The 18,729-nt window shown below is 71.2% G+C and carries 21 protein-coding genes; 3 read left to right on the top strand and 18 right to left on the bottom strand.

The window, feature by feature from the left end:
- Positions 1–13 precede the first annotated feature (13 nt).
- Positions 14–1,612, bottom strand: coding sequence for an NAD(P)/FAD-dependent oxidoreductase (locus AB0950_RS20505; protein WP_366779129.1), 1,599 nt, complete (start codon positions 1,610–1,612; stop codon positions 14–16).
- A gap of 575 nt (positions 1,613–2,187) precedes the next feature.
- Between AB0950_RS20505 and AB0950_RS20500 the strand changes: the two genes are divergently transcribed.
- A complete protein-coding gene (locus AB0950_RS20500; RefSeq protein WP_360152610.1) occupies positions 2,188–2,364 on the top strand; it encodes a hypothetical protein in 177 nt (58 codons plus the stop codon).
- A gap of 24 nt (positions 2,365–2,388) precedes the next feature.
- On the opposite strand, the gene AB0950_RS20495 is transcribed toward AB0950_RS20500, so the two are convergent.
- Positions 2,389–2,595, bottom strand: a complete 207-nt coding sequence (locus tag AB0950_RS20495; RefSeq protein ID WP_360152607.1) for a hypothetical protein — start codon at positions 2,593–2,595, stop codon at positions 2,389–2,391.
- Between the two features lie 277 nt (positions 2,596–2,872).
- Between AB0950_RS20495 and AB0950_RS20490 the strand changes: the two genes are divergently transcribed.
- Positions 2,873–3,523, top strand: a complete 651-nt coding sequence (locus tag AB0950_RS20490) for a YceI family protein (protein WP_360152604.1) — start codon at positions 2,873–2,875, stop codon at positions 3,521–3,523.
- A 75-nt stretch (positions 3,524–3,598) separates the two neighbouring features.
- Here AB0950_RS20490 and AB0950_RS20485 read toward each other — a convergent pair whose 3' ends face one another.
- The 5 genes from AB0950_RS20485 to rpsB all read right to left on the bottom strand — a co-directional run bounded on the left by AB0950_RS20485 (position 3,599) and on the right by rpsB (position 8,399).
- Positions 3,599–4,780, bottom strand: a complete 1,182-nt coding sequence (locus tag AB0950_RS20485) for a phosphatidate cytidylyltransferase (protein WP_366779128.1) — start codon at positions 4,778–4,780, stop codon at positions 3,599–3,601.
- Positions 4,780–5,337, bottom strand: coding sequence for a ribosome recycling factor (gene frr / locus AB0950_RS20480; protein ID WP_031120910.1), 558 nt, complete (start codon positions 5,335–5,337; stop codon positions 4,780–4,782). Before frr ends, AB0950_RS20485 begins: the two co-directional genes overlap by 1 nt.
- 175 nt (positions 5,338–5,512) lie before the next feature.
- Positions 5,513–6,271 carry a UMP kinase gene (gene pyrH, locus AB0950_RS20475; RefSeq protein WP_360152597.1) on the bottom strand — a complete coding sequence of 253 codons (759 nt, stop codon included), beginning with the start codon at positions 6,269–6,271 and terminating at the stop codon, positions 5,513–5,515.
- A gap of 204 nt (positions 6,272–6,475) precedes the next feature.
- On the bottom strand, positions 6,476–7,312 hold the full coding sequence (gene tsf, locus AB0950_RS20470; protein ID WP_360152594.1) for a translation elongation factor Ts: 837 nt from the start codon (positions 7,310–7,312) through the stop codon (positions 6,476–6,478).
- Positions 7,313–7,493: 181 nt separating this feature from the next.
- On the bottom strand, positions 7,494–8,399 hold the full coding sequence (rpsB, locus tag AB0950_RS20465) for a 30S ribosomal protein S2 (RefSeq protein ID WP_360152591.1): 906 nt from the start codon (positions 8,397–8,399) through the stop codon (positions 7,494–7,496).
- Between the two features lie 269 nt (positions 8,400–8,668).
- Here rpsB and AB0950_RS20460 point away from each other — a divergent pair, with 269 nt between their 5' ends.
- Positions 8,669–9,250, top strand: coding sequence for a M23 family metallopeptidase (locus AB0950_RS20460; protein ID WP_366779127.1), 582 nt, complete (start codon positions 8,669–8,671; stop codon positions 9,248–9,250).
- 11 nt (positions 9,251–9,261) lie between these two features.
- On the opposite strand, the gene AB0950_RS20455 is transcribed toward AB0950_RS20460, so the two are convergent.
- From AB0950_RS20455 to lepB (AB0950_RS20405), 11 genes are all read right to left on the bottom strand, one after another.
- The gene (locus AB0950_RS20455) at positions 9,262–9,819 is read right to left on the bottom strand and encodes a helix-turn-helix domain-containing protein (RefSeq protein ID WP_360152939.1); all 558 of its coding nucleotides are present in this window, start codon (positions 9,817–9,819) and stop codon (positions 9,262–9,264) included.
- Between the two features lie 85 nt (positions 9,820–9,904).
- On the bottom strand, positions 9,905–10,747 hold the full coding sequence (whiG, locus tag AB0950_RS20450) for an RNA polymerase sigma factor WhiG (protein ID WP_330337563.1): 843 nt from the start codon (positions 10,745–10,747) through the stop codon (positions 9,905–9,907).
- 333 nt (positions 10,748–11,080) lie between these two features.
- A complete protein-coding gene (gene dprA, locus AB0950_RS20445) occupies positions 11,081–12,223 on the bottom strand; it encodes a DNA-processing protein DprA (RefSeq protein WP_366779126.1) in 1,143 nt (380 codons plus the stop codon).
- On the bottom strand, positions 12,220–13,845 hold the full coding sequence (locus AB0950_RS20440; RefSeq protein WP_366779125.1) for a YifB family Mg chelatase-like AAA ATPase: 1,626 nt from the start codon (positions 13,843–13,845) through the stop codon (positions 12,220–12,222). The genes dprA and AB0950_RS20440 overlap by 4 nt, the downstream gene beginning before the upstream one ends.
- Positions 13,846–14,208 (bottom strand): YraN family protein, encoded by a 363-nt coding sequence (locus tag AB0950_RS20435; protein WP_360152578.1) that lies wholly within the window; start codon positions 14,206–14,208, stop codon positions 13,846–13,848.
- Positions 14,209–14,324: 116 nt separating this feature from the next.
- Entirely contained in the window at positions 14,325–14,633 is a 309-nt protein-coding gene (locus tag AB0950_RS20430; RefSeq protein WP_003965949.1) for a DUF2469 domain-containing protein, read from the bottom strand.
- A 56-nt stretch (positions 14,634–14,689) separates the two neighbouring features.
- On the bottom strand, positions 14,690–15,214 hold the full coding sequence (locus AB0950_RS20425; RefSeq protein ID WP_360152575.1) for an NUDIX hydrolase: 525 nt from the start codon (positions 15,212–15,214) through the stop codon (positions 14,690–14,692).
- A complete protein-coding gene (lepB, locus tag AB0950_RS20420) occupies positions 15,204–15,938 on the bottom strand; it encodes a signal peptidase I (protein WP_366779124.1) in 735 nt (244 codons plus the stop codon). Before lepB (AB0950_RS20420) ends, AB0950_RS20425 begins: the two co-directional genes overlap by 11 nt.
- 126 nt (positions 15,939–16,064) lie before the next feature.
- Positions 16,065–17,048, bottom strand: coding sequence for a signal peptidase I (gene lepB, locus AB0950_RS20415; RefSeq protein ID WP_360152569.1), 984 nt, complete (start codon positions 17,046–17,048; stop codon positions 16,065–16,067).
- Positions 16,936–18,027 (bottom strand): signal peptidase I, encoded by a 1,092-nt coding sequence (lepB, locus tag AB0950_RS20410; protein WP_360152566.1) that lies wholly within the window; start codon positions 18,025–18,027, stop codon positions 16,936–16,938. The genes lepB (AB0950_RS20415) and lepB (AB0950_RS20410) overlap by 113 nt, the downstream gene beginning before the upstream one ends.
- The gene (gene lepB, locus AB0950_RS20405; RefSeq protein WP_360152563.1) at positions 18,020–18,721 is read right to left on the bottom strand and encodes a signal peptidase I; all 702 of its coding nucleotides are present in this window, start codon (positions 18,719–18,721) and stop codon (positions 18,020–18,022) included. The genes lepB (AB0950_RS20410) and lepB (AB0950_RS20405) overlap by 8 nt, the downstream gene beginning before the upstream one ends.
- Positions 18,722–18,729: the final 8 nt, after the last annotated feature.

Below are 18,729 nucleotides of genomic sequence, written 5' to 3'. Positions count from 1 at the left end.
ACCTCACCGCGGGTCAGCGGCGGCTGCTCCGGCGCCTGCCGCGGATGAGGTGCTGGGCCACGAGGTGCCCCGACCCGGCGCCGAGGCCGGGGCCGGGGTGGGTCGAGGCGCCGATGTGCCACAAGCCGGGTACAGGTGTGGCGTGCCGGGCCGCGCCCGGTAGGGGGCGCCACAGCAGGGCCTGGTCGAGTTCGGTCGAGCCGCCGTAGGGGTCGCCGTTGACCGCGTTCCGATTGTGCGCCATCAGGTCCGACGGTGTGACGGCGTCCCAGGCGAGCAGCTTCTCCGGCAGGTCGGGCGCGTGAAGCGCGATCCTGGCCAGGACCCGTTGGACGTATCCCTCGGTCAGCTCCTTCGTCCAGTGGCCGTGGGCGTCCAGTTCGCCCGCCGCGTCGCCGCTCGGCTTGTAGGGCCGTTCCTGGAGCTGGGTCCACAAGGTGGCGGCGCCGTCGGGCACGCGTGAAGGGTCCAGGACATACTGCTGGCCGACGACCAGTGTGGGCCTGCGCGGCAGCAGCCCCGCCTCGGCCTCCGCGCACGCGATCGCGGTGCTCGCGGACCCGTCGCTGAGATGGACCAGCGGTATGCCGGCCAGGCGCGCATCGCGCCAGCCGAGCGGGGCGGAGAGGGCGACGTGGAGCTGCATCGCAGCGCGTCCGTACCGGAAGCGCAGGGCCTCGTCGCGGATGGCGGGCGGGACGGGCGCGTCCTGTGGCAGAAGCTCGCCGTACAGCGCGGTCGGGGTTACCGAGACCAGGACGGCGTGGCGGGCCCGGATGGTTTCGCCGTCGGTGGCCACGCCCATGACCCGGCCGCCTGTGATAAGCAGCCGCTCCGCCGACTGCCCCGTGGAGACGTGCACCCCGAGCTCGTCGAGCAGTGCCTCGAAGGCGCGGACGAAGTTCTGGGCGCCGCCCGCCACCACGGGCATGCCGAAACCGTGCAGGGTCGTGGCCATGACAGGCAGCGTCAGACCGCCCAAGGCGTGGTCAGGAGACAGTCCGGCGTGCAGCAGCCAGGGGATCCACAGCACATCAGGCTCGTCGCCGCGGAAGGCGCCGCGGCAGTAGGAGCGGCCGCTGGTCATGGTGGCCCGCAACCACTCCTCGGCGCCGCTGAAGCGCTCGCGGCGCAGCAGTTTCACCACATGCCGGAGCACACGGGGCGAGCGTGGTTCACCGCCCAGGATGCCGCCCAGTGCGTCGGCGTTGTCGAGGAACCTCTGCAGCAGGGTGAGGTAGGCGGTTCGGTCCTCGGAGTGGCCGAACATCTCGGCGGTGGCCGCGGGGTCGCGGTGGGCGAGGACCACGCGCCCTTCGTCGGTGACGGTGCCCGTGATCAGTCCGTCGGTGTTGCGATACTCCAAACCGTGACGGTGCAGGTCCTCACCGAGGGCGGCGTAGGCCCCGCCGGACACGAACAGCGGGTGCCACGAGGAGTACGTGTCGTGCAGGTATCCAGGCAGAGTCCGCTCCTCGGTGGCGATGAAGCCGCCCAGCCGGTCGCTTCCTTCTATGAGGGCCACCGACCAGCCGCTCTTGGCCAGCTGGGCAGCGGCAACCAAGCCGTTCACGCCGGACCCGATCACGACCGCGTCGAAGGTGGGTGTCATCAGCGCTCCTCCGACGTGAGGGGGGTTGGGTGCCAAGGCTCCGCCTGAGCGAGCCACCACCAGCCAGGACGAGGGCGCGGCCCTCGCCCATCCAGCCTTTCCCTCAGGCGCCGGGCTGTCCAACGCTTGCAGCCGCCGCCCCAGGCCCTGAGCACTGCGCCGATCAGTGCCTTGTTCGCGAGTCGGCCGAGCTCGTGCCGCTGCTGCTGGGCGGCGCCGGTGTCACCACACTGCAGGCACGCCCGCATCAGCGTGTCCCGCTGCCAGCGGCGTCTGCCCGGACTCGAACGCACCGGCGTGATCAAGAGGCTCTGTTCTGACCATGGCCGCGCTCTACGGGTGATCGACTCATGTCCGCCTGCTTACCCACGCGTCGGTGCGCGTCGGCGCAGCCCGCGCGGAGCGGGCCGAAGGCAGGAGCGGCGCGCGGAGCGGAGCCGGGAAGCGCGCCCGGCGGAGCGGAGCGCAGCCGGGGCTTGGCATCCAGGAGTGGAAGCCTGCCTTGCGGGTGCTGGACGCAGCGGGCGCGCGAGCGGCAACCGCCGGGATACAGTCTCGCAGAATGGGGGTGAGCCATGGCCGCGCTTTTCTATTCCGGTGTCGTGGCCGGTGTGGCGTTGCTGGCTTTCCTGGTTCTGCGGGAGCACGGAACGCGGCCGGCGAAGGCGGCTTCCTGGTTGTGTCTGGCGGTCGCCGCCCTCCCCGGGCTGGCGGTCATCGGCGTCGTTCTGCAAGTGGTCTTCGGGTCGTGAGACCGGTGCGGGGCTGCCGTCCAGTTACAGGCAGGGGACGTTGGCGTAGCCCGGGTAGAAGTAGCGGCCGGCCGGGCCCATGCTGTGGACGCAGCGGTCGAGGGCCGGGGTCTGGGGCTTCGGGCTGTCGGTGACGGCGGTCGCGGTCGGGGTGATCAAGAGGGTCGCCCCCAGGACCATCGCCGCCACCGCCGATTTCTTGCCCGGCATGCGCCTTCGGAACGTCTTCATTGCCGCCCTCCTCAGGGCCGAGACGGGAGCGCCGCGCGGTCCACGGGGCGAGGATTCGGCGCTCGGGGTTTCGTTATGGTCATATGCCTCAGTCATGGCGTCAATACCTTTAATCGGGCATTGGGCATCTTCAGTGCCTTTTCTGGCCCCTTGTCGTGGTCACCGGAATCGGCACGGGACGGTCGCCGTTGCTGCGCGGCGTGAAGTTCTGCCGGGGAACGGTCGGGTTTCCTGGTCGGGTCTTGTCCGGCACCCTGCCCTGGCGTAACCACGAGCCATGAACCTTTTCGGCCGCAATTCCTTCCAGCGGCGTGCACAGCCGTCTGCCGCCCCCGTGGCGACCGTCGCCCCGCGGGCCGGTGCCACCGCCGTTCTGCCCGACCCCGAGCTGGCGCATCTGACCGGCGAGTGGCTGATCGATCCCGCGCACAGCAGGATCGGGTTCTCCGTGCGGCACGCGATGGTGACGACGGTGCGGGGCGCGTTCACCGAGTACGAGAGCCGCCTCTACTTCGACGGCCGTCAGCCCACGCGCTCCCGCGCCGACATCGTGCTCTACACCGCCAGCGTCGACACCGGTGTCGAGCAGCGCGACGCGCATGTGATCGGGCGGCAGTTCCTGGACTCCGGGGCGCACCCGCGGATGACCTTCACGAGCACCGCCGTACGGCTCGTGGACGCGGACGTCTACCGCATGACCGGCGACCTGACGATCAAGGGCACCACCCGGCCCGTCGACCTGGACCTCACCTACATCGGCCATGTCACCGACGTGTTCGGGGACGAGCGCGTCGGCTTCGACGGCACCACGACGATCAACCGCTCGGACTGGGGCCTGACCTACGACGCCCGGCTGGCCCAGGGCGGGGCCATGGTGAGCGAGAAGGTCCGCCTCCAGTTCGACATCGCCGCCATCCGGGCCACGTGAGACTGTGCCGGACACACGTGAACGGCCCCGTCCTCCGCGGAGGACGGGGCCGTACGTATCCCGGCGTACGACGGCTCACGCCGAACCGACGAACACCACCAGCAGCAGCCACACCACCGGGGCCGTGGGCAGCAGGGAGTCCAGGCGGTCCATGATGCCGCCGTGGCCCGGGAGCAGGGTGCCCATGTCCTTGATACCCAGGTCGCGCTTGATCATGGACTCGCCGAGGTCGCCCAGGGTGGCGCTGGCCGCGACCGCGAGGCCCAGCACCAGGCCCTGCCACCAGGTGCCGTGGTGGATCAGGAACTGCATGCACAGCGCGCCGGCGACCATCGCGAAGGTCACCGCGCCCACCAGCCCCTCGCGGGTCTTGCCGGGGCTGATGCGCGGGGCCAGCTTGTGCTTGCCGAAGCGCCAGCCGACCGCGTACGCGCCGGTGTCGCTGACGACCGTGAGGAGGAGGAAGGTCAGCACCCGCCAGGGGCCGTCGTCCGCGGTCAGCATCATGGCGACGAACGTGGCCAGGAACGGCACGTAGAACGCCGCGAAGACGCCCGCCGTGACGTCCTTCAGATAGCCCTCCGGCGGCTCGGTCATCCGCCACACCAGGGTCGCCAGCGCCGTCAGCGCCATGGCGACCCACGCGCCCTCGGCGCCGCTGACGTACCCGGCGACCACCATCGCCGCACCGCCCACCGCGAGCGGCACCAGCGGGGCCTTGATCTCCTTGCGCTCGCGCAGCCTGCTGGTCAGCTCCCACAGGCCGACGACGACCGCGACCGCGATCACCCCGACGAACACGGCCTTGTAGACGAACAGCGAGGCGACGATCACCACCCCGAGCCCGACCCCGACCCCTATGGCCGCGCTCAGGTCACGGCCCGCGCTCTTCTTCTGCGGCGCTGGGGCCGGCTGGTGGGCGTCGGGCATGGGCTCCGGATTCTGGTTCTCGGCCGGGAGTGCCCGGCCCTGCGGGGACTCGGGGCGGAACGCGCCGCGGAATTCCTGGAACGAGGGGCCGCTCTGCCGGGCGGCCCCCAGGTCGCCGTCCTGGTCCGATCCGTACGCGGGGTCCGATCCGTACGCGGGCTCGTCGGGCACGAGGGGCATGGGGCGGGTGTGCTGCGCCTCGGGCGCATCGTACGCGGGACCCGCCGGGACGGCCCCCGGGGCAGGCTGGGCCGGCCCGCCCTCGGCGGCCCCCCAGTACCCGGCCCGGCCCGCCGTGGGCGGCACCCTCCAGGAAGAGTCGCTCATCAGACTTCGAGCAGCTCCGCTTCCTTGTGCTTCAGAAGCTCGTCCACCTGGGCGACGTACTTCGCCGTGGTGTCGTCCAGCTCCTTCTCCGCACGGCGGCCCTCGTCCTCGCCGACCTCGCCGTCCTTGATCAGCTTGTCGATGGCGTCCTTGGCCTTGCGGCGCACGGAGCGGATCGAGACCTTGGCGTCCTCGCCCTTGCTCTTGGCGACCTTGATGTACTCGCGGCGGCGCTCCTCGGTCAGCTCGGGGAACACCACACGGATGATGTTGCCGTCGTTGCTGGGGTTGACGCCCAGGTCGGAGTCGCGGATCGCCTGCTCGATGTTGCGCAGCGCGCTCTTGTCGAACGGGGTCACGACCGCCATGCGCGGCTCCGGCACGGAGAACGAGGCCAGCTGGTTGATCGGCGTCGGGGCACCGTAGTAGTCGGCCACGATCTTGTTGAACATCGCCGGGTGCGCACGACCGGTGCGGATCGCGGCGAAGTCCTCCTTGGCGACCACGACGGCCTTCTCCATCTTCTCCTCGGCCTCGAGGAGGGTCTCTTCGATCACCACTTGCTCCTGCGTGTCTTGAGTAAGGCCCGGCTGCTGTTCCTGAGTCGGGGCGGCGGCCGGCTGCGTCGCGTCTTCTTCCTGCACGGTTCCCGACCGGCAGGACATTGTCCATCCCCCGGCCAGGGTCAGGCCCCTCGCGGGGCCGCGCACCACCGGCCGGGTTGATCCCGGGTCAGTCCCGGCTGCCGTGTTCACCCACCAGCGTGCCGATCTTCTCACCCTTGACGGCCCGGGCGATATTGCCCTCCGCGAGAAGTTCGAAGACGAGGATCGGGAGCTTGTTGTCGCGGCACAGCGTGATGGCGGTGGCGTCGGCGACCTTGAGGTCGCGGGTGATGACCTCGCCGTAGCCGAGGGCGTCGAACTTGACGGCGTCGGGGTTGGCCTTGGGGTCGGAGTCGTAGACCCCGTCCACGCCGTTCTTGCCCATGAGCAGCGCCTCGGCGTCGATCTCCAGGGCGCGCTGGGCGGCGGTGGTGTCGGTGGAGAAGTACGGCATGCCCATACCGGCGCCGAAGATGACCACGCGGCCCTTCTCCAGGTGGCGCACGGCGCGCAGCGGGATGTACGGCTCGGCGACCTGGCCCATGGTGATGGCGGTCTGCACCCGGCTGTCGATGCCCTCCTTCTCCAGGAAGTCCTGGAGGGCGAGGCAGTTCATGACCGTGCCGAGCATGCCCATGTAGTCGGAGCGGGCCCGGTCCATGCCGCGCTGCTGCAGCTCGGCGCCGCGGAAGAAGTTGCCGCCGCCGATGACGACCGCGATCTGGGCGCCGTCCCGGACGACGGCCGCGATCTCACGGGCGATCTTGTGCACCACGTCCGGGTCCACGCCCAGGCCCCCGCCGCCGGAGAAGGCCTCTCCGGACAGCTTCAGCAGATACCGGCCGCGTACTTTGCCGTCGTCGCTCTTCTGGGCCTTGGTGGTCATGGGAGATCCCGCCTCTTTCACGTGTTGCACATACGAAGAAGGCCATTGCCGGTGGGGTCGCTTTTCGCTCCCATGCGCGGCAATGGCCTCCTCGTCAGATCTGCTGCCGTCCGCCACGTGCCTGGGTGTGGCGGTGTGCGCGGACGACTGCTGTCGACCCTACCGAGATTTCCCTCAGGGTCGCGCGTCGATCGCGGTACGGACTCAGATGCCGACCTTGATGCGCGAGAAGCGCTTCAGGGTGACACCGGCCTCGTCCAGCACCTTCTGGACCGACTTCTTGTTGTCGAGCGCGTACGGCTGGCCGAGCAGCGTGGCGTCCTTGAAGAAGCCGTTGAGGCGACCCTCGACGATCTTGGCGATCGCGGCCTCGGGCTTGCCCTCGGCGCGGGTGGTCTCCTCGGCGATACGGCGCTCGGACTCGACGACGTCGGCCGGCACGTCCTCCTTGGCCAGGTACTTCGGCGCGAAGGCGGCGATGTGCTGGGCGATGCCCTTGGCGACCTCGGCGTTCGGCTTGTCGAACTCGACCAGGACACCGATCTGCGGGGGCAGGTCGGGCATGGTGCGGTGCATGTAGGCGGTGACGTAGCCGTCGGAGAACTGCGCGAAGCGGTCCAGGACGATCTTCTCGCCGAGGTTGGCGTTGGCCTCGTCCACGAACGCCTGGACGGTCTTGCCGGGCTCGATCTCGGAGGCGAGCAGGGCCTCGAGGTCGGCCGGGTTCGTCTTGGCGACGTGCTCGGCGATGGCCTTGGCCACGGCCTGGAACTTGTCGCCCTTGGCGACGAAGTCCGTCTCGCACTTCAGCTCGACCAGGACGCCGGAGGAGTTGTCGTCGGCGATGATGGAGACCACGGCGCCGTTCTCGGCGGAGCGGCCCTCGCGCTTGGCGACGCCCTTCTGGCCCTTGATGCGCAGCGCCTCGACGGCCTTGTCGACGTTGCCCTCGGCCTCGTCCAGCGCCTTCTTGCAGTCCATCATGCCGGCGCCGGTCAGCTCACGGAGCTTCTTGACGTCGGCGGCGGTGTAGTTCGCCATGAGTCTGTGAGTCTTTCTCGAAGTCTGGAAGATCTTCAGATCCGCGCGGTTGCGCTCCACATGTAGTCGCGGAACGCGTACGTCGTGCCGACCTGCGGGTGAACAGCGGGGGCGGACTTCACCGCGCCAAAGGCGCCGTGACGCAGCACCGCCCCCGCCGTCGAACGCTGACGGACCGGCGTCAGGCCTGCTCGGCCTCGGCGGCCGGAGCCTCGGCAGCCGGGGTCTCGGCGGCCGGAGCCTCGGCGGCCGGGGTCTCGGCAGCCGGAGCCTCGGCGGCGGCCTCGGCCGGCTTCTCGGCCTCGTCGGCCTTCTTCTCACCCTCGAGCAGGTCGCGCTCCCACTCGGCGAGCGGCTCGCCCGCGGCCTTCTCGCCCTTGTCACCGGTGGCGACGCGAGAGCGGGAGATGAGGCCCTCGGCGACGGCGTCGGCGATCACGCGGGTGAGCAGGGTGACGGAGCGGATCGCGTCGTCGTTGCCCGGGATCTTGTAGTCGACCTCGTCGGGGTCGCAGTTGGTGTCGAGGATCGCGACGACCGGGATGTTCAGCTTCCGGGCCTCGCCGACGGCGATGTGCTCCTTCTTGGTGTCCACGATCCAGACGGCGCTCGGCACCTTCTGCATCTCGCGGATACCACCGAGGGTCTTCTCCAGCTTGGCCTTCTCGCGCGAGAGCACGAGAAGCTCCTTCTTGGTCAGACCGGACGCGGCGACGTCCTCGAAGTCGATCTGCTCGAGCTCCTTGAGGCGCTGCAGACGCTTGTAGACGGTCGAGAAGTTGGTGAGCATGCCGCCCAGCCAGCGCTGGTTGACGTAGGGCATGCCGACGCGGGTGGCCTGCTCGGCGATGGCCTCCTGCGCCTGCTTCTTGGTGCCGACGAACATGACCGTGCCGCCGTGGGCCACGGTCTCCTTGACGAACTCGTAGGCGCGGTCGATGTACGACAGCGACTGGAGCAGGTCGATGATGTAGATGCCGTTGCGCTCGGTGAAGATGAAGCGCTTCATCTTCGGGTTCCAACGGCGGGTCTGGTGACCGAAGTGGACGCCGCTCTCCAGCAGCTCCCGCATCGTGACGACGGCCATGGCCGTATCTCCTTGAGTTTCTCGGTTGTGCCGCGGATGCCGGACGGCTTCCGCGCCTGACGCCCGCGTGCGCCGTGCCGCTGAGGACCGAGAGGCGCTGACACCGGCCGGTGAGGGCTTGTGTCGGGGCGTGCGAAGTCGACCCGGTGACCCGGATCGCCAGAAGAAGTGTACGGGACCGCCGGGGCGCCGGGTGACGCCGCTGTCCACAACCAGCGGGTTGTCCACAGGCCCGACCATGATCGGCGGCGGTGCGGCACGGTGGTCGCATGCGAGAAGCGATGCGATATGTCCTGCTGTCGGCGGGTCTGCTCCTCGGGCTGGCGATGGCGGCCCTGGCGCCCTGCCGGTCCTGGGCGGACACCCCGCCCCCGGCCCCCGCGCCGCCCCCTCAGGCCCCGGTCCCCCGCGTCGCGCGCGTCTGGCCGGTGGGCGTGCCCCCGCTCGTGTTACGCGGCTTCGAGCCGCCGGCGACACCGTACGGCCCCGGCCACCGGGGCGTGGACCTGTCGGCGCCGGCCGGCTCCCCGGTCCGGGCGGTGGCCCCGGGCCGGGTGTCCTTCGCGGGCCGGGTGGCGGGCAGGGAGGTCGTCTCGGTCGACCTGACGGGTACGGACCTGCGCACGACGTACGAGCCGGTGACTCCGTCGGTCCACAAGGGGGACGAGGTGCGGGCCGGCGAGGCGGTGGGCGCGGTGCAGCCGGCGGGCTCCCACTGCCCCACCGCGTGCGTCCACTGGGGCCTGCTCAGGGGGAAGACCTACCTGAACCCGCTGTCCCTGCTGCCGCCCTGGCTGCTGCACCGGGGGCCACCGAGACTGCTGCCGGTGCTCGGGGTGCCGTTGCCGTAGCCCGGCGGGCCTCAGCCCTTCACGCCCCGCAGCGCCATGGCCACCGCCGCGTCCGTCACCGCGGAGGGGTCCTCGGCGGCTCCCAGCTCGATGCGCCGCACCGCAGCGTCCACGATCCCCTGCAGCAGCATCGCCGCCAGCCGGGGCTGCTCGTGCCCCATCTCCGCGAGCGCCTCGGCGATCATCGCGACGAGACCGCCGTGCGCCGCCCGGATCTTCTCCCGCGCCCCGGCGTCCAGCTCGCTCGCCGAGATGGCGACGACCGCCCGGTGCCGCCGGTCCCCGACCAGCGCCAGCTGCCGGCGTACGTACGCCTCGACCTTGCCCTCGGCGGTGCCGGCCCGCTCCATCGCGGCGGCCACCTCCGCCGCCCAGACCGGAAAGTCGACCGCGCACAGCTCCTCGACCACGGCGGCCCGCGACCGGAAGTACTCGTACACGGACGACCGCGCCAGCCCCGTCCGCTCGGCCAGCGCGGGGAACGTCAGCGCTTCGGTCCCGCCTTCGGACAGCAGAGAGCGAGCCGCGTCCAGCAGGGCGGCTCGCTGCATCGACCGGTGCTCGGCCACGGAGGCCGCTCGAATCCTTGGCACGTCAACCACTTTACGGACGCCCCCACCCGAACGGGAGCCGCGCGCCGCCGTGCCGCCCGCCTCAGCGCCCGAAGCTCGCCAGCTTCGCCCTCAGCTGCAGCACCGACTTGGTGTGGATCTGGCTGACCCGGCTCTCGGTGACCCCGAGGACGTTGCCGATCTCGGCCAGGGTGAGGCCCTCGTAGTAGTACAGCGTGACCACGGTCTTCTCCCGCTCGGGCAGTGTGTTGATCGCCCGCGCGAGGAAGCGGCGCAGCTCACGGTCCTCGGCCACCTCCACGGGGTTGTCCGCGGCGGTGTCCTCCAGCGTGTCCATGAAGCTCAGCCCGTCGCCGTCCTCGCTGCCCACGTGCAGCAGCTCCTCCAGAGCCACCACGTTGGCCAGCGACAACTGGCTGAAAACGGCATGGAGTTCCTCGACCTCCATGCCCAGCTCGGCGGCGACCTCGGTTTCGGTCGGGGTGCGCCGCAGCCGGGCCTCCAGCGTGGCGTAGGCCCGCTCGACGTTGCGCGCCTTCTGCCTCACCGACCGCGGGATCCAGTCCAGCGCCCGCAGCTCGTCGATCATCGCGCCCCGGATCCGGGTGATCGCGTACGTCTCGAACTTGATCTCCCGGTCGACGTCGAACTTCTCGATCGCGTCGATCAGCCCGAACACCCCGGAGGAGACGAAGTCGGCCTGCTCCACGTTGGGCGGCAGTCCGACGCTCACCCGCCCCGCGACGTATTTCACGAGCGGCGAGTAGTGCAGGATCAGCTGCTCCCGCAGCCGCTCGTCCCCCGTCGCCTTGTACGACCGCCACAGTTCGTCGAGCGTCGAGGGAGCGGGCGGCCGCACGCTGCCACCGTCGCGGGCGGCTGGGGGGATCGCCGCCCGGTCGGACCCGGAGGTGTGCTGGGGCATTCGTCGCCTTGTGCCGTTCTGCCGTGAAGTGCCGTGAAGTGCTGTGAAGTGAGAGCGGGTGGGGTTCGTGGGGTGGTGTGTGCGGTGATGTGGGGTAGCCGGGTGAGCTGTCGGTCTGGTGTCGAGTTGGCGCGTTCTGTGTCGGCGCCTTCGTGAGCGTAGCGTGACTGAGGTGTCGCGGTGCGCGAACAGTGCGGCACCACCCGTGCGCGGGGCGCTCCGGCCCGCCCGGGGTGCGGGTCGCGCGGCTCGCTCTGTGTGACCGGCCTGGGCGCCAACTCCGGGAAACCCCAAGGGCGTCGGGCGTTCCCCCGGACGGCCGAACACGCTCGGTCAGCACGGCCCGCGACCGGTACGCACCGACATCACCGCCTGGCGTGTCAACTTCCAGCCATCGCCATGTCGTTCGACGTAACCAAGTGCTCGGAGTTCGTACAGTCTCGCGATCGCCTCGTCGCGGGTGGCCGACGCGCCGAGCGCGATCTCCTCGACGCCGGCCGCGCGGTCGCCGGGCAGGGCGGCGAGGACGGCTCGTGCGGCGGGTTCCAGCAGGTCGCGCGGGAGCACGGGGCCGCGCCGGGGCGGGGCCAGCTCGCCCATGTCGCCCACCAGTTCGACGACTTCCGCGGCATCGGTGACCAGCGTGGCCTCGCCGCGCAGCAGTTCGTGCACACCGGCGGACAGGGCGCTGGTGACGGGTCCCGGCACGCCCATGGTGAACCGTCCGAGGCGCTGCGCGGCCCGTGCGGTGGCCAGCGAGCCGCTGCGGCAGGCGGCCTCCACGACGACGGTGCCCCTGGTCAGGGCGGCGATGACGCGGTTGCGGAGGATGAACCGGCTGGGCGTCGGATGGTCGCCCGGGGGCAGCTCGCCCACCACCAGGCCCTGTTCCGCGATCCTGCCGATCAGGGCGGCGTGGCCGCGCGGGTACGGCCGGTCGACGCCGCAGGCCAGGACGGCGACGGTGGCCCCGCGGGCGGCGAGGGCGCCGCGGTGGGCGGCGCCGTCGATGCCGTACGCACCGCCCGACACCACCACCCAGCCGCGCTCGGCGAGCCCCGAGGCGAGGGTGGCGGCGACATGGGTGCCGTACTCCGTGCAGGCCCGCGCGCCGACCACGGCCACCGACCGCAGCGCCCACATCCGCAGGCTGGGCCGGCCGCGCACCCACAGCCCGAGCGGCCGGGCGTCGCCGAGGTCGTCGAGCTGGCCGGGCCACTCGGCGTCGCCGGGCGCCACGAACCGGGCCCCGGCCGCCGCCGCGACCGCGAGATCCCGCTCGGGCTCGGCCCGCCGGGCCCGCGCGACGAGTCCGGCCCACCGCACGTCGCTCACCCCCGGCAGCGCCGGACCCCCGTCCCGCAGCCGCCGCACCACCTCCTGCACCCCGAACTCCCGAACCCACCGCCCTCCGACCTCGTCCCCCGGCTCGACCACCCGGCACAGGAACACCCGCGCAAGCAGCTCCGCACTCACATCAACGCCCCGATGGCCATGGGCACCCCTCGCGGGACCCCGGTGCGCAGCTGGAGGGCCAGCGCGACGTCCGTCGCGTCCGGGCGGTCGTGTCCGACGAGGTCGGCGACCGTCCAGGCGACGCGCAGCACCCGGTCGATGCCTCGGGCGGTGAGCACGCCCCGCTCCAGGCTGCGCTCCGCCTCGTCCATCGCGCCGGGGACGGGATGGTACCTGCTGCGCAGCTCCCGGCCCGGCACTTCGCTGTTGGTGCGCCACGGGGTTCCGGCCAGCCGGGCCGCCGCTCGCTCGCGGGCCTGCCGTACCCGCTCGGCCACGGTCGCGGTGGACTCGCCCCGGGCGTCGGGTTCGGTGAGCTGGGCCCGGGTGACCGGATCGACCTCGACGCGCAGATCCACCCGGTCCAGCAGCGGGCCGGAGAGCCGGGACTGGTACCGGCGGATCACCGACGGCGGGCATTCGCACAGGGAGTCGCGCTGTGAGAAGCGTCCGCAGGGGCAGGGGTTGGCCGCCAGCACCATGAGGAAGCGCGCCGGGAACCGGACGACGCCGGCGCTGCGCGCGATCACGACGTGCCCCGACTCCAGCGGCTGCCGCAGGGCGTCCAGAGTCTGGCTGTGGAACTCGGGCGCCTCGTCCAGGAACAGCACGCCGCGATGGGCGAGGGAGACCGCCCCGGGCCGTGCGATGCCGGGGCCGCCGCCGACCAGGGACTGCATCGTGGCCGAGTGGTGCGGGGCGCAGTAGGGGGCCACGTCGATGAGCGGCTTGCCCGGCGGGAGCAGTCCGGCCACCGAGTGCACCGCGGTGACCTCGAGCGATTCCTCCCTGGTGAGCCGGGGGAGGACGGCGGGCAACCGCTCGGCGAGCATGGTCTTGCCCGCTCCGGGCGGCCCCTCGAGCAGCAGGTGGTGCCCTCCGGCGGCGGCGACCTCCACGGCCGTACGCGCCGAGGTCTGGCCCACGACGTCCGCTAGGTCGTGATCCGGCTCGTGCTGTGCGGCGCCGACGCTGTGCATGCCGGTGGCCGCGCCGGTGCCCGGCACGCGCAGGCCGGCCAGAAGGGGGTCGGGGCGGCCCTGCTCGTCGCGTTCCTCCTCGGGGACGGGCTCCTCGGTGAGGACCGCGACGAGCTGCCGCAGGCTCCGCACGCCGAGCACCGAGACGCCCGGGACCAGGGAGGCCTCGGCGGCGGCGCACTCGGGTACGACGACTTGTTCGTAACCGGCGTCGGCGGCGGCGAGGACGGCCGGCAGGATGCCGCGGACCGGCCGGACCCGGCCGTCCAGGCCCAGCTCCCCGATCATGACGATGTCCGCGAGGACACGCGGATCGATCCGTTCGGCGGCGCCGAGCACCGCGCAGGCGACGGCGAGGTCGAAGCCGGAGCCCGCTTTGGGCACCGACGCCGGGCTGAGACCGACGGTGAGCTTCTTCTGCGGCCATTCGCCGCCCGAGTTCACCACCGCCGCCCGTACCCGGTCGCGGCTTTCCGTGAGGCTTTTGTCCGGGAGGCCTACCAGGGTGAACGCGGCGACGCCGGGTTCCAGGTCGGCCTGGACCTCCACGACGACGCCCTCCACGCCGACCAGGGCGACCGCGCAGGTGCGGGCGAAGCCCATTCAGGCCACCCCCCGCGCGTGCTCCACGGACGGGGCGCCCCGGCGGGGCAGCAGGACGCCGATCAGGTCGACGCGGACGCCGCCCGGTGGAGCGCCTCCGTGGGCGTGGATCCAGTGCTCGGCCAGTTCCCGCAGCCGGGCCGCCTTCTCGGGGGTCACGGCGGCCATCGGGTGTTCGTAGCCGCCGCCCCTGCGGGTCTTCACCTCGCAGATGACCAGCGTGTTCCCGTCCCGGGCCACGATGTCGATCTCGCCGGACCGGCCGCTGCGCCAGTTGCGCTCCAGGATCGTCATCCCGGCCTCGGCGAGCCGCCGGGCGGCCAGGTCCTCGCCGTACCTGCCCAGTGCCTCTCGTGCGTTCATGTCGGCACCACCTCCGGCGCCAACGGTCACGCATCCGCCCGACAGATGTTGATCTTGGTGGGTTACTCAGCGGTTGTGGACAACCTTGTCACCCACACGAGTCACAGCAGTCCCGCTCAGCCGCCCGGAAGCTCGAGATCGCTCTTGTTCAGCTCCTCGATGTTCACGTCCTTGAACGTGAGGACCCTGACCTGCTTCACGAAGCGCGCCGGCCGGTACATGTCCCACACCCAGGCATCCGCCATCGACACCTCGAAGAACACCTCGCCCTGCACCGAGTGCACCTGCATCTCGTAGTCGTTGGTGAGGTAGAAACGCCGCTCGGTCTCGATCACGTATTTGAACAGACCGACGACATCTCGGTACTCCCGGTAGAGCTTCAGCTCCATCTCGGTCTCGTACTTCTCGAGGTCCTCGGCGCTCATGGCATGTTCCCCTTCAGCCGTGCGATCCCCCCATTGTGCGCCAGTCAGACGGACCCTCAGACGATTTCCGTATCGAGGGTCACAGGACTGGCCGGGGGACCTTCGTCGAGCAGCGTGCGCAGCAGCTCGGCGAGTCTGGTCGGATACACCGTCTCATGTGCCCGGGTCAGTTCCTGGCACGTCCACCAGCGCGCTCCGGCGACACTGCGCCGCTCGAGCTCCGTCAGCGCCTGCGCGGCGGTGGCCGTCTGCGTCGTACGGGCCAGGTAGTACCACTCGTCCTGGTCCCAGCGGCGGCCGGCGAACGGGAAGGAGCACACGCGCCGCCACAGCACCGGGCCGAGGGCGACGTCGGTGATGCCGGTCTCCTCGGCGAGTTCCCGCAGCGCGGCCTCCTCGCGCGTCTCGGCGCCCTCCAGACCGCCGCCCGGGGTGAACCACCAGTCGTCGGCCGGATCGTCCGGTTCGTGGCCGTGCAGCAGGAGGATGCGGTCCTGCGGGTCGAGGAGGACCACCCGGGCCACCTTGCGCAGGCCGCCCCGGTACGGCTCCGCGCCGGTCGGGGCGGTGTCAGCGGACACCTGCCGCCTCCGGGCGGGCGGTTCGGGCGCGGGAGCGGCCCGTGCGCTTGGCGATGGGGCCGTAGGCTCCGCCGGCCAGCACCAGGACGGCGCCGGCGACGATCAGCAGCTCGATCGTGGACAGCGGGCCCGGCTGGGAGAGGGCGCCGAGGGGCTCGAAGCCGGTGGGGCGCTTGAGCGAGCCCTTCCAGGGCCAGATGACGGCGTCCACGCGGGCGGTCACGGCGTCCCGGGAGACCGTGCCCTTGGCCGCGTCGGTCAGATGGGCCGTGGAGTCCAGCGATCCCTGGCGCTCGTCGCCGAGGAGGAACAGCCGGCCCTTGGGCACGGTCACCGTGGGGAAGTTCTTGATCTCGGCCAGGGTGCCCTTGGGCAGATAGGGCTCGTCGATCTGCTTGCCGTCGACGGTCAGCTTGCCGTCGGTGCAGCAGGAGACGGTGTCGCCGCCGACCGCGACCACCCGCTTGACCACCTTGGCGTTGGTGACCCAGCTCTTGTCCTCGAAGACGACGACGTCACCGCGCCGCACCTCGCCGCCGTCGACCTTCTGCGCCAGCACCCGGTCGCCGGCGTCGATCGTGGGCGTCATGGAGCTGGTGGGCACGGTGTACGGCCGATAGGTCACCGCCGCCCAGGCGAACCCGCCGAGGAACAGCACCAGACCCAGTGCAACCGCCACCCCGGACAGCCGTTGTCCGAGCCCTTGCCTGCTCTCACCACTCATGGACCCGGACCCTACCCGGCGGTACGGCGGCTTGCCCACCCACCCGGGTCACTCCGTCCGGCGGACCGTCCACCGGAGCCCGATCCGCCCCGGACCCGAGGTCCGGGGCGCCGTCCGCTCGGCCGGTCAGCCGCGCTCGGCCTTGGCCGCCTTGCGCCGCCGCCACACCACGACCGGCAGCACCGCCGCGACGGCCACGCCCTGCGGGGCCACCGTCAGGGCGGCCGGGGTCGCGTACTGCTGGTTGATGCCGGGCTGGTCGAAGGTGTCCGGGACGGGCAGGGTGCCCCAGTGGTTGATCGGCCAGGCCTTGACGATCGCGCGGCCCACGACGTCCTTGACCGGAACCATGCCGTGGTGCTTGTCCGACTGGTTGTAGCGCGAGTCCCGGGAGTTCTGCCGGTGGTCGCCCATCACCCAGATGTAGCCCTTGGGGACCGTCACCTTGAACTGGCCGCCCAGCTCGTCGTCCGTGCAGGGCGTGTTGCCGGCGTACACGTACGACTGCTCGTTCAGGGCGCGGCCGTTGACCAGCAGCGGGCCGGTGCCCTTGCACTGGACCGTGTCGCCGCCGACGCCGATCACGCGCTTGATGAGGTCCTTCTCGTCCGCGGACGGCATCAGCCCGATCCAGCTGAGGACCTTCTGCACGGGGTTCGGGTGCGGCGCCGGCTCGCCCGCCAGCCAGTTGTCCGGGTCGTGGAAGACCACGACCTCGCCGCGCTCCGGCTTGGAGCCGAACCACGGGGTGAGCTTGTCCACCAGGACGCGGTCACCCACCTGAAGGGTGTTCTGCATCGAGGCCGACGGGATCGAGAACGCCTGCACCAGGAAGGTCTTGATCAGCAGCGCCAGCACCAGCGCGATCACGACGAGGATCGGCAGCTCCTTCCAGAAGGAGCGGGGCTTCCTCGGCCCGTCGGCCGACTCGCCCGCGCCCGCGCTCCCGGTGCTCGGCCGCTGTCCGTCCCGCGGCGCGCCCTCGTCGCCCGCCGCGTCATTCCCGGAGGTCATGGCGCCGTCCGGCACGGGGACGTTCTCGCCCACGGGGTGCCCGCGGTGCTCTTCGCCGTCGTGCCCCGACCGTGCGCCAACCGCCACATCCCCCACGCCAACTCCTTACTCTGCTCCGCCGCCCGCGCCGCATACGGCGCAGGCCCACCACTCCCATAACGAGCGGGAGTTCCGCAGGGGTCGGGAGCTGGGTCGTTCCGTTCGGATTCTCGGAGGCAACCCTATGCGACAGTCGGGGACCAGCCGTCGCACCCGACCCGGAGTGGCCGACGCTTGCGAAGGTTTTAGGTTCTTGGAGGCGTGTCCAGTGGCCGATCGGCCAGCCGATGGCGACGGCCCGGCCGACCACGGAGCTCTCGGCCACCGTGCCGCCGTACGGCGTGTCCTGGTGGAACCGGGAGTCCGCGGAGTTGCCCCGGTGGTCGCCCATGACCCACAGCCGGCCCTTGGGGACGGTGATGTCGAAGGGCTGGGCCGACGGGGCGTCACCCGGGTAGATGTAGCCGCCCTCGGTGAGCGGTACGCCGTTGACGGTGACGCGGCCCTGCTTGTCGCAGCACTTCACATGGTCGCCGCCGACGCCGATCACCCGTTTGATCAGGTCCTTCTCGTTGTCGGAGGGCAGCAGGCCGATGAAGGTGAGGCCTTCCTTGAGCTGCTTGACGACGACCGGGTCGTGCTTCTTGGCCGTCTGCTCGTCGGCCAGCCAGCCGCCCGGGTCGTGGAAGACGACGACGTCCCCGCGCTGCGGCTTGGCGCCGAACCACGGGGTGAGCTTGTCGACCAGGACCCGGTCACCGATCCGGATCGTCTGCTCCATCGAGCCGGACGGGATCACGAACGCCTGGACCAGGAAGGTCTTCAGGACGAGCGCTATGAGGACGGCGACCCCGACCAGAAGAGGGATCTCCCGAACGGCCGAACGCCTGCGCTTGCGTTTGACCTTGCGCTGGAGTTTCCGCCGCTCCGCGCGCGTGCGGCCGCCGCCCGGCGCGGAGGCGCGGCGCGCGCCGGTGGGCAGCAGGTTGTCGGCGGGGCTGCCGGGCACCCCGCGCGGTTTGCCGCGGTTACCCATGGGCGCCCTCCGCGAAGGCCGCCGGCACGCGCGCGTAGGCGCCGGGACGCGTCAGGTGCCTGAAGTGGCCGGACGGCCACAGGATCCAGTCGGCGCGGCCGATGACGTCGCCGACCGGGATCATGCCGCCGCCGGGCGAGCCGAGGTGGTCGCGGGAGTCGCTGGAGTCGCTGCGGTGGTCGCCGAGGACGAACAGGCGGCCGGCGGGCACGACGACGTCGAAGGGGACGCTGGAGGGGCTGTCCCCGGGATAGAGGAACGACGACTCGTCGACCGCGCGGCCGTTCACCTCGATCCTCCCCTTCTTGTCGCAGCAGACCACATGGTCTCCCCCCACACCGACGACGCGCTTGATGTAGTCGGCGTCCCCGAAGTACCCGGTGCCGTCGAACACGATCACATCGCCGCGGCGCGGCCGGGAACCGAAACGGTATGCCAACTTATTTACGAGAACGCGGTCCCCGATCCTCAACCCCTGTTCCATGGATCCGCTCGGAATCTGGAACGGTTGCACCACGAACGCGTTGAGGAGCAGCAAAAAGACCAGGCAGACCAGCACGGTGAGGGTGATCCGCCCGCCCGGCACCCAGTCGGCGATCCGCGCCGCCAACGCGAAACGCGACCGCTCCTCCGGGCCCGGGGAATCCGGGTGGGAGGAACGGTCGCGTTCCGTCGGCTGTGCTTCGGTGTCCATCGGAGCCA

This window comes from Streptomyces sp. NPDC007189 (assembly GCF_040703635.1).
Lineage (GTDB): Bacteria > Actinomycetota > Actinomycetes > Streptomycetales > Streptomycetaceae > Streptomyces.
Note: the sequence above shows the minus strand (reverse complement) of the source record. Positions and strands in the feature narration are given on the sequence as shown.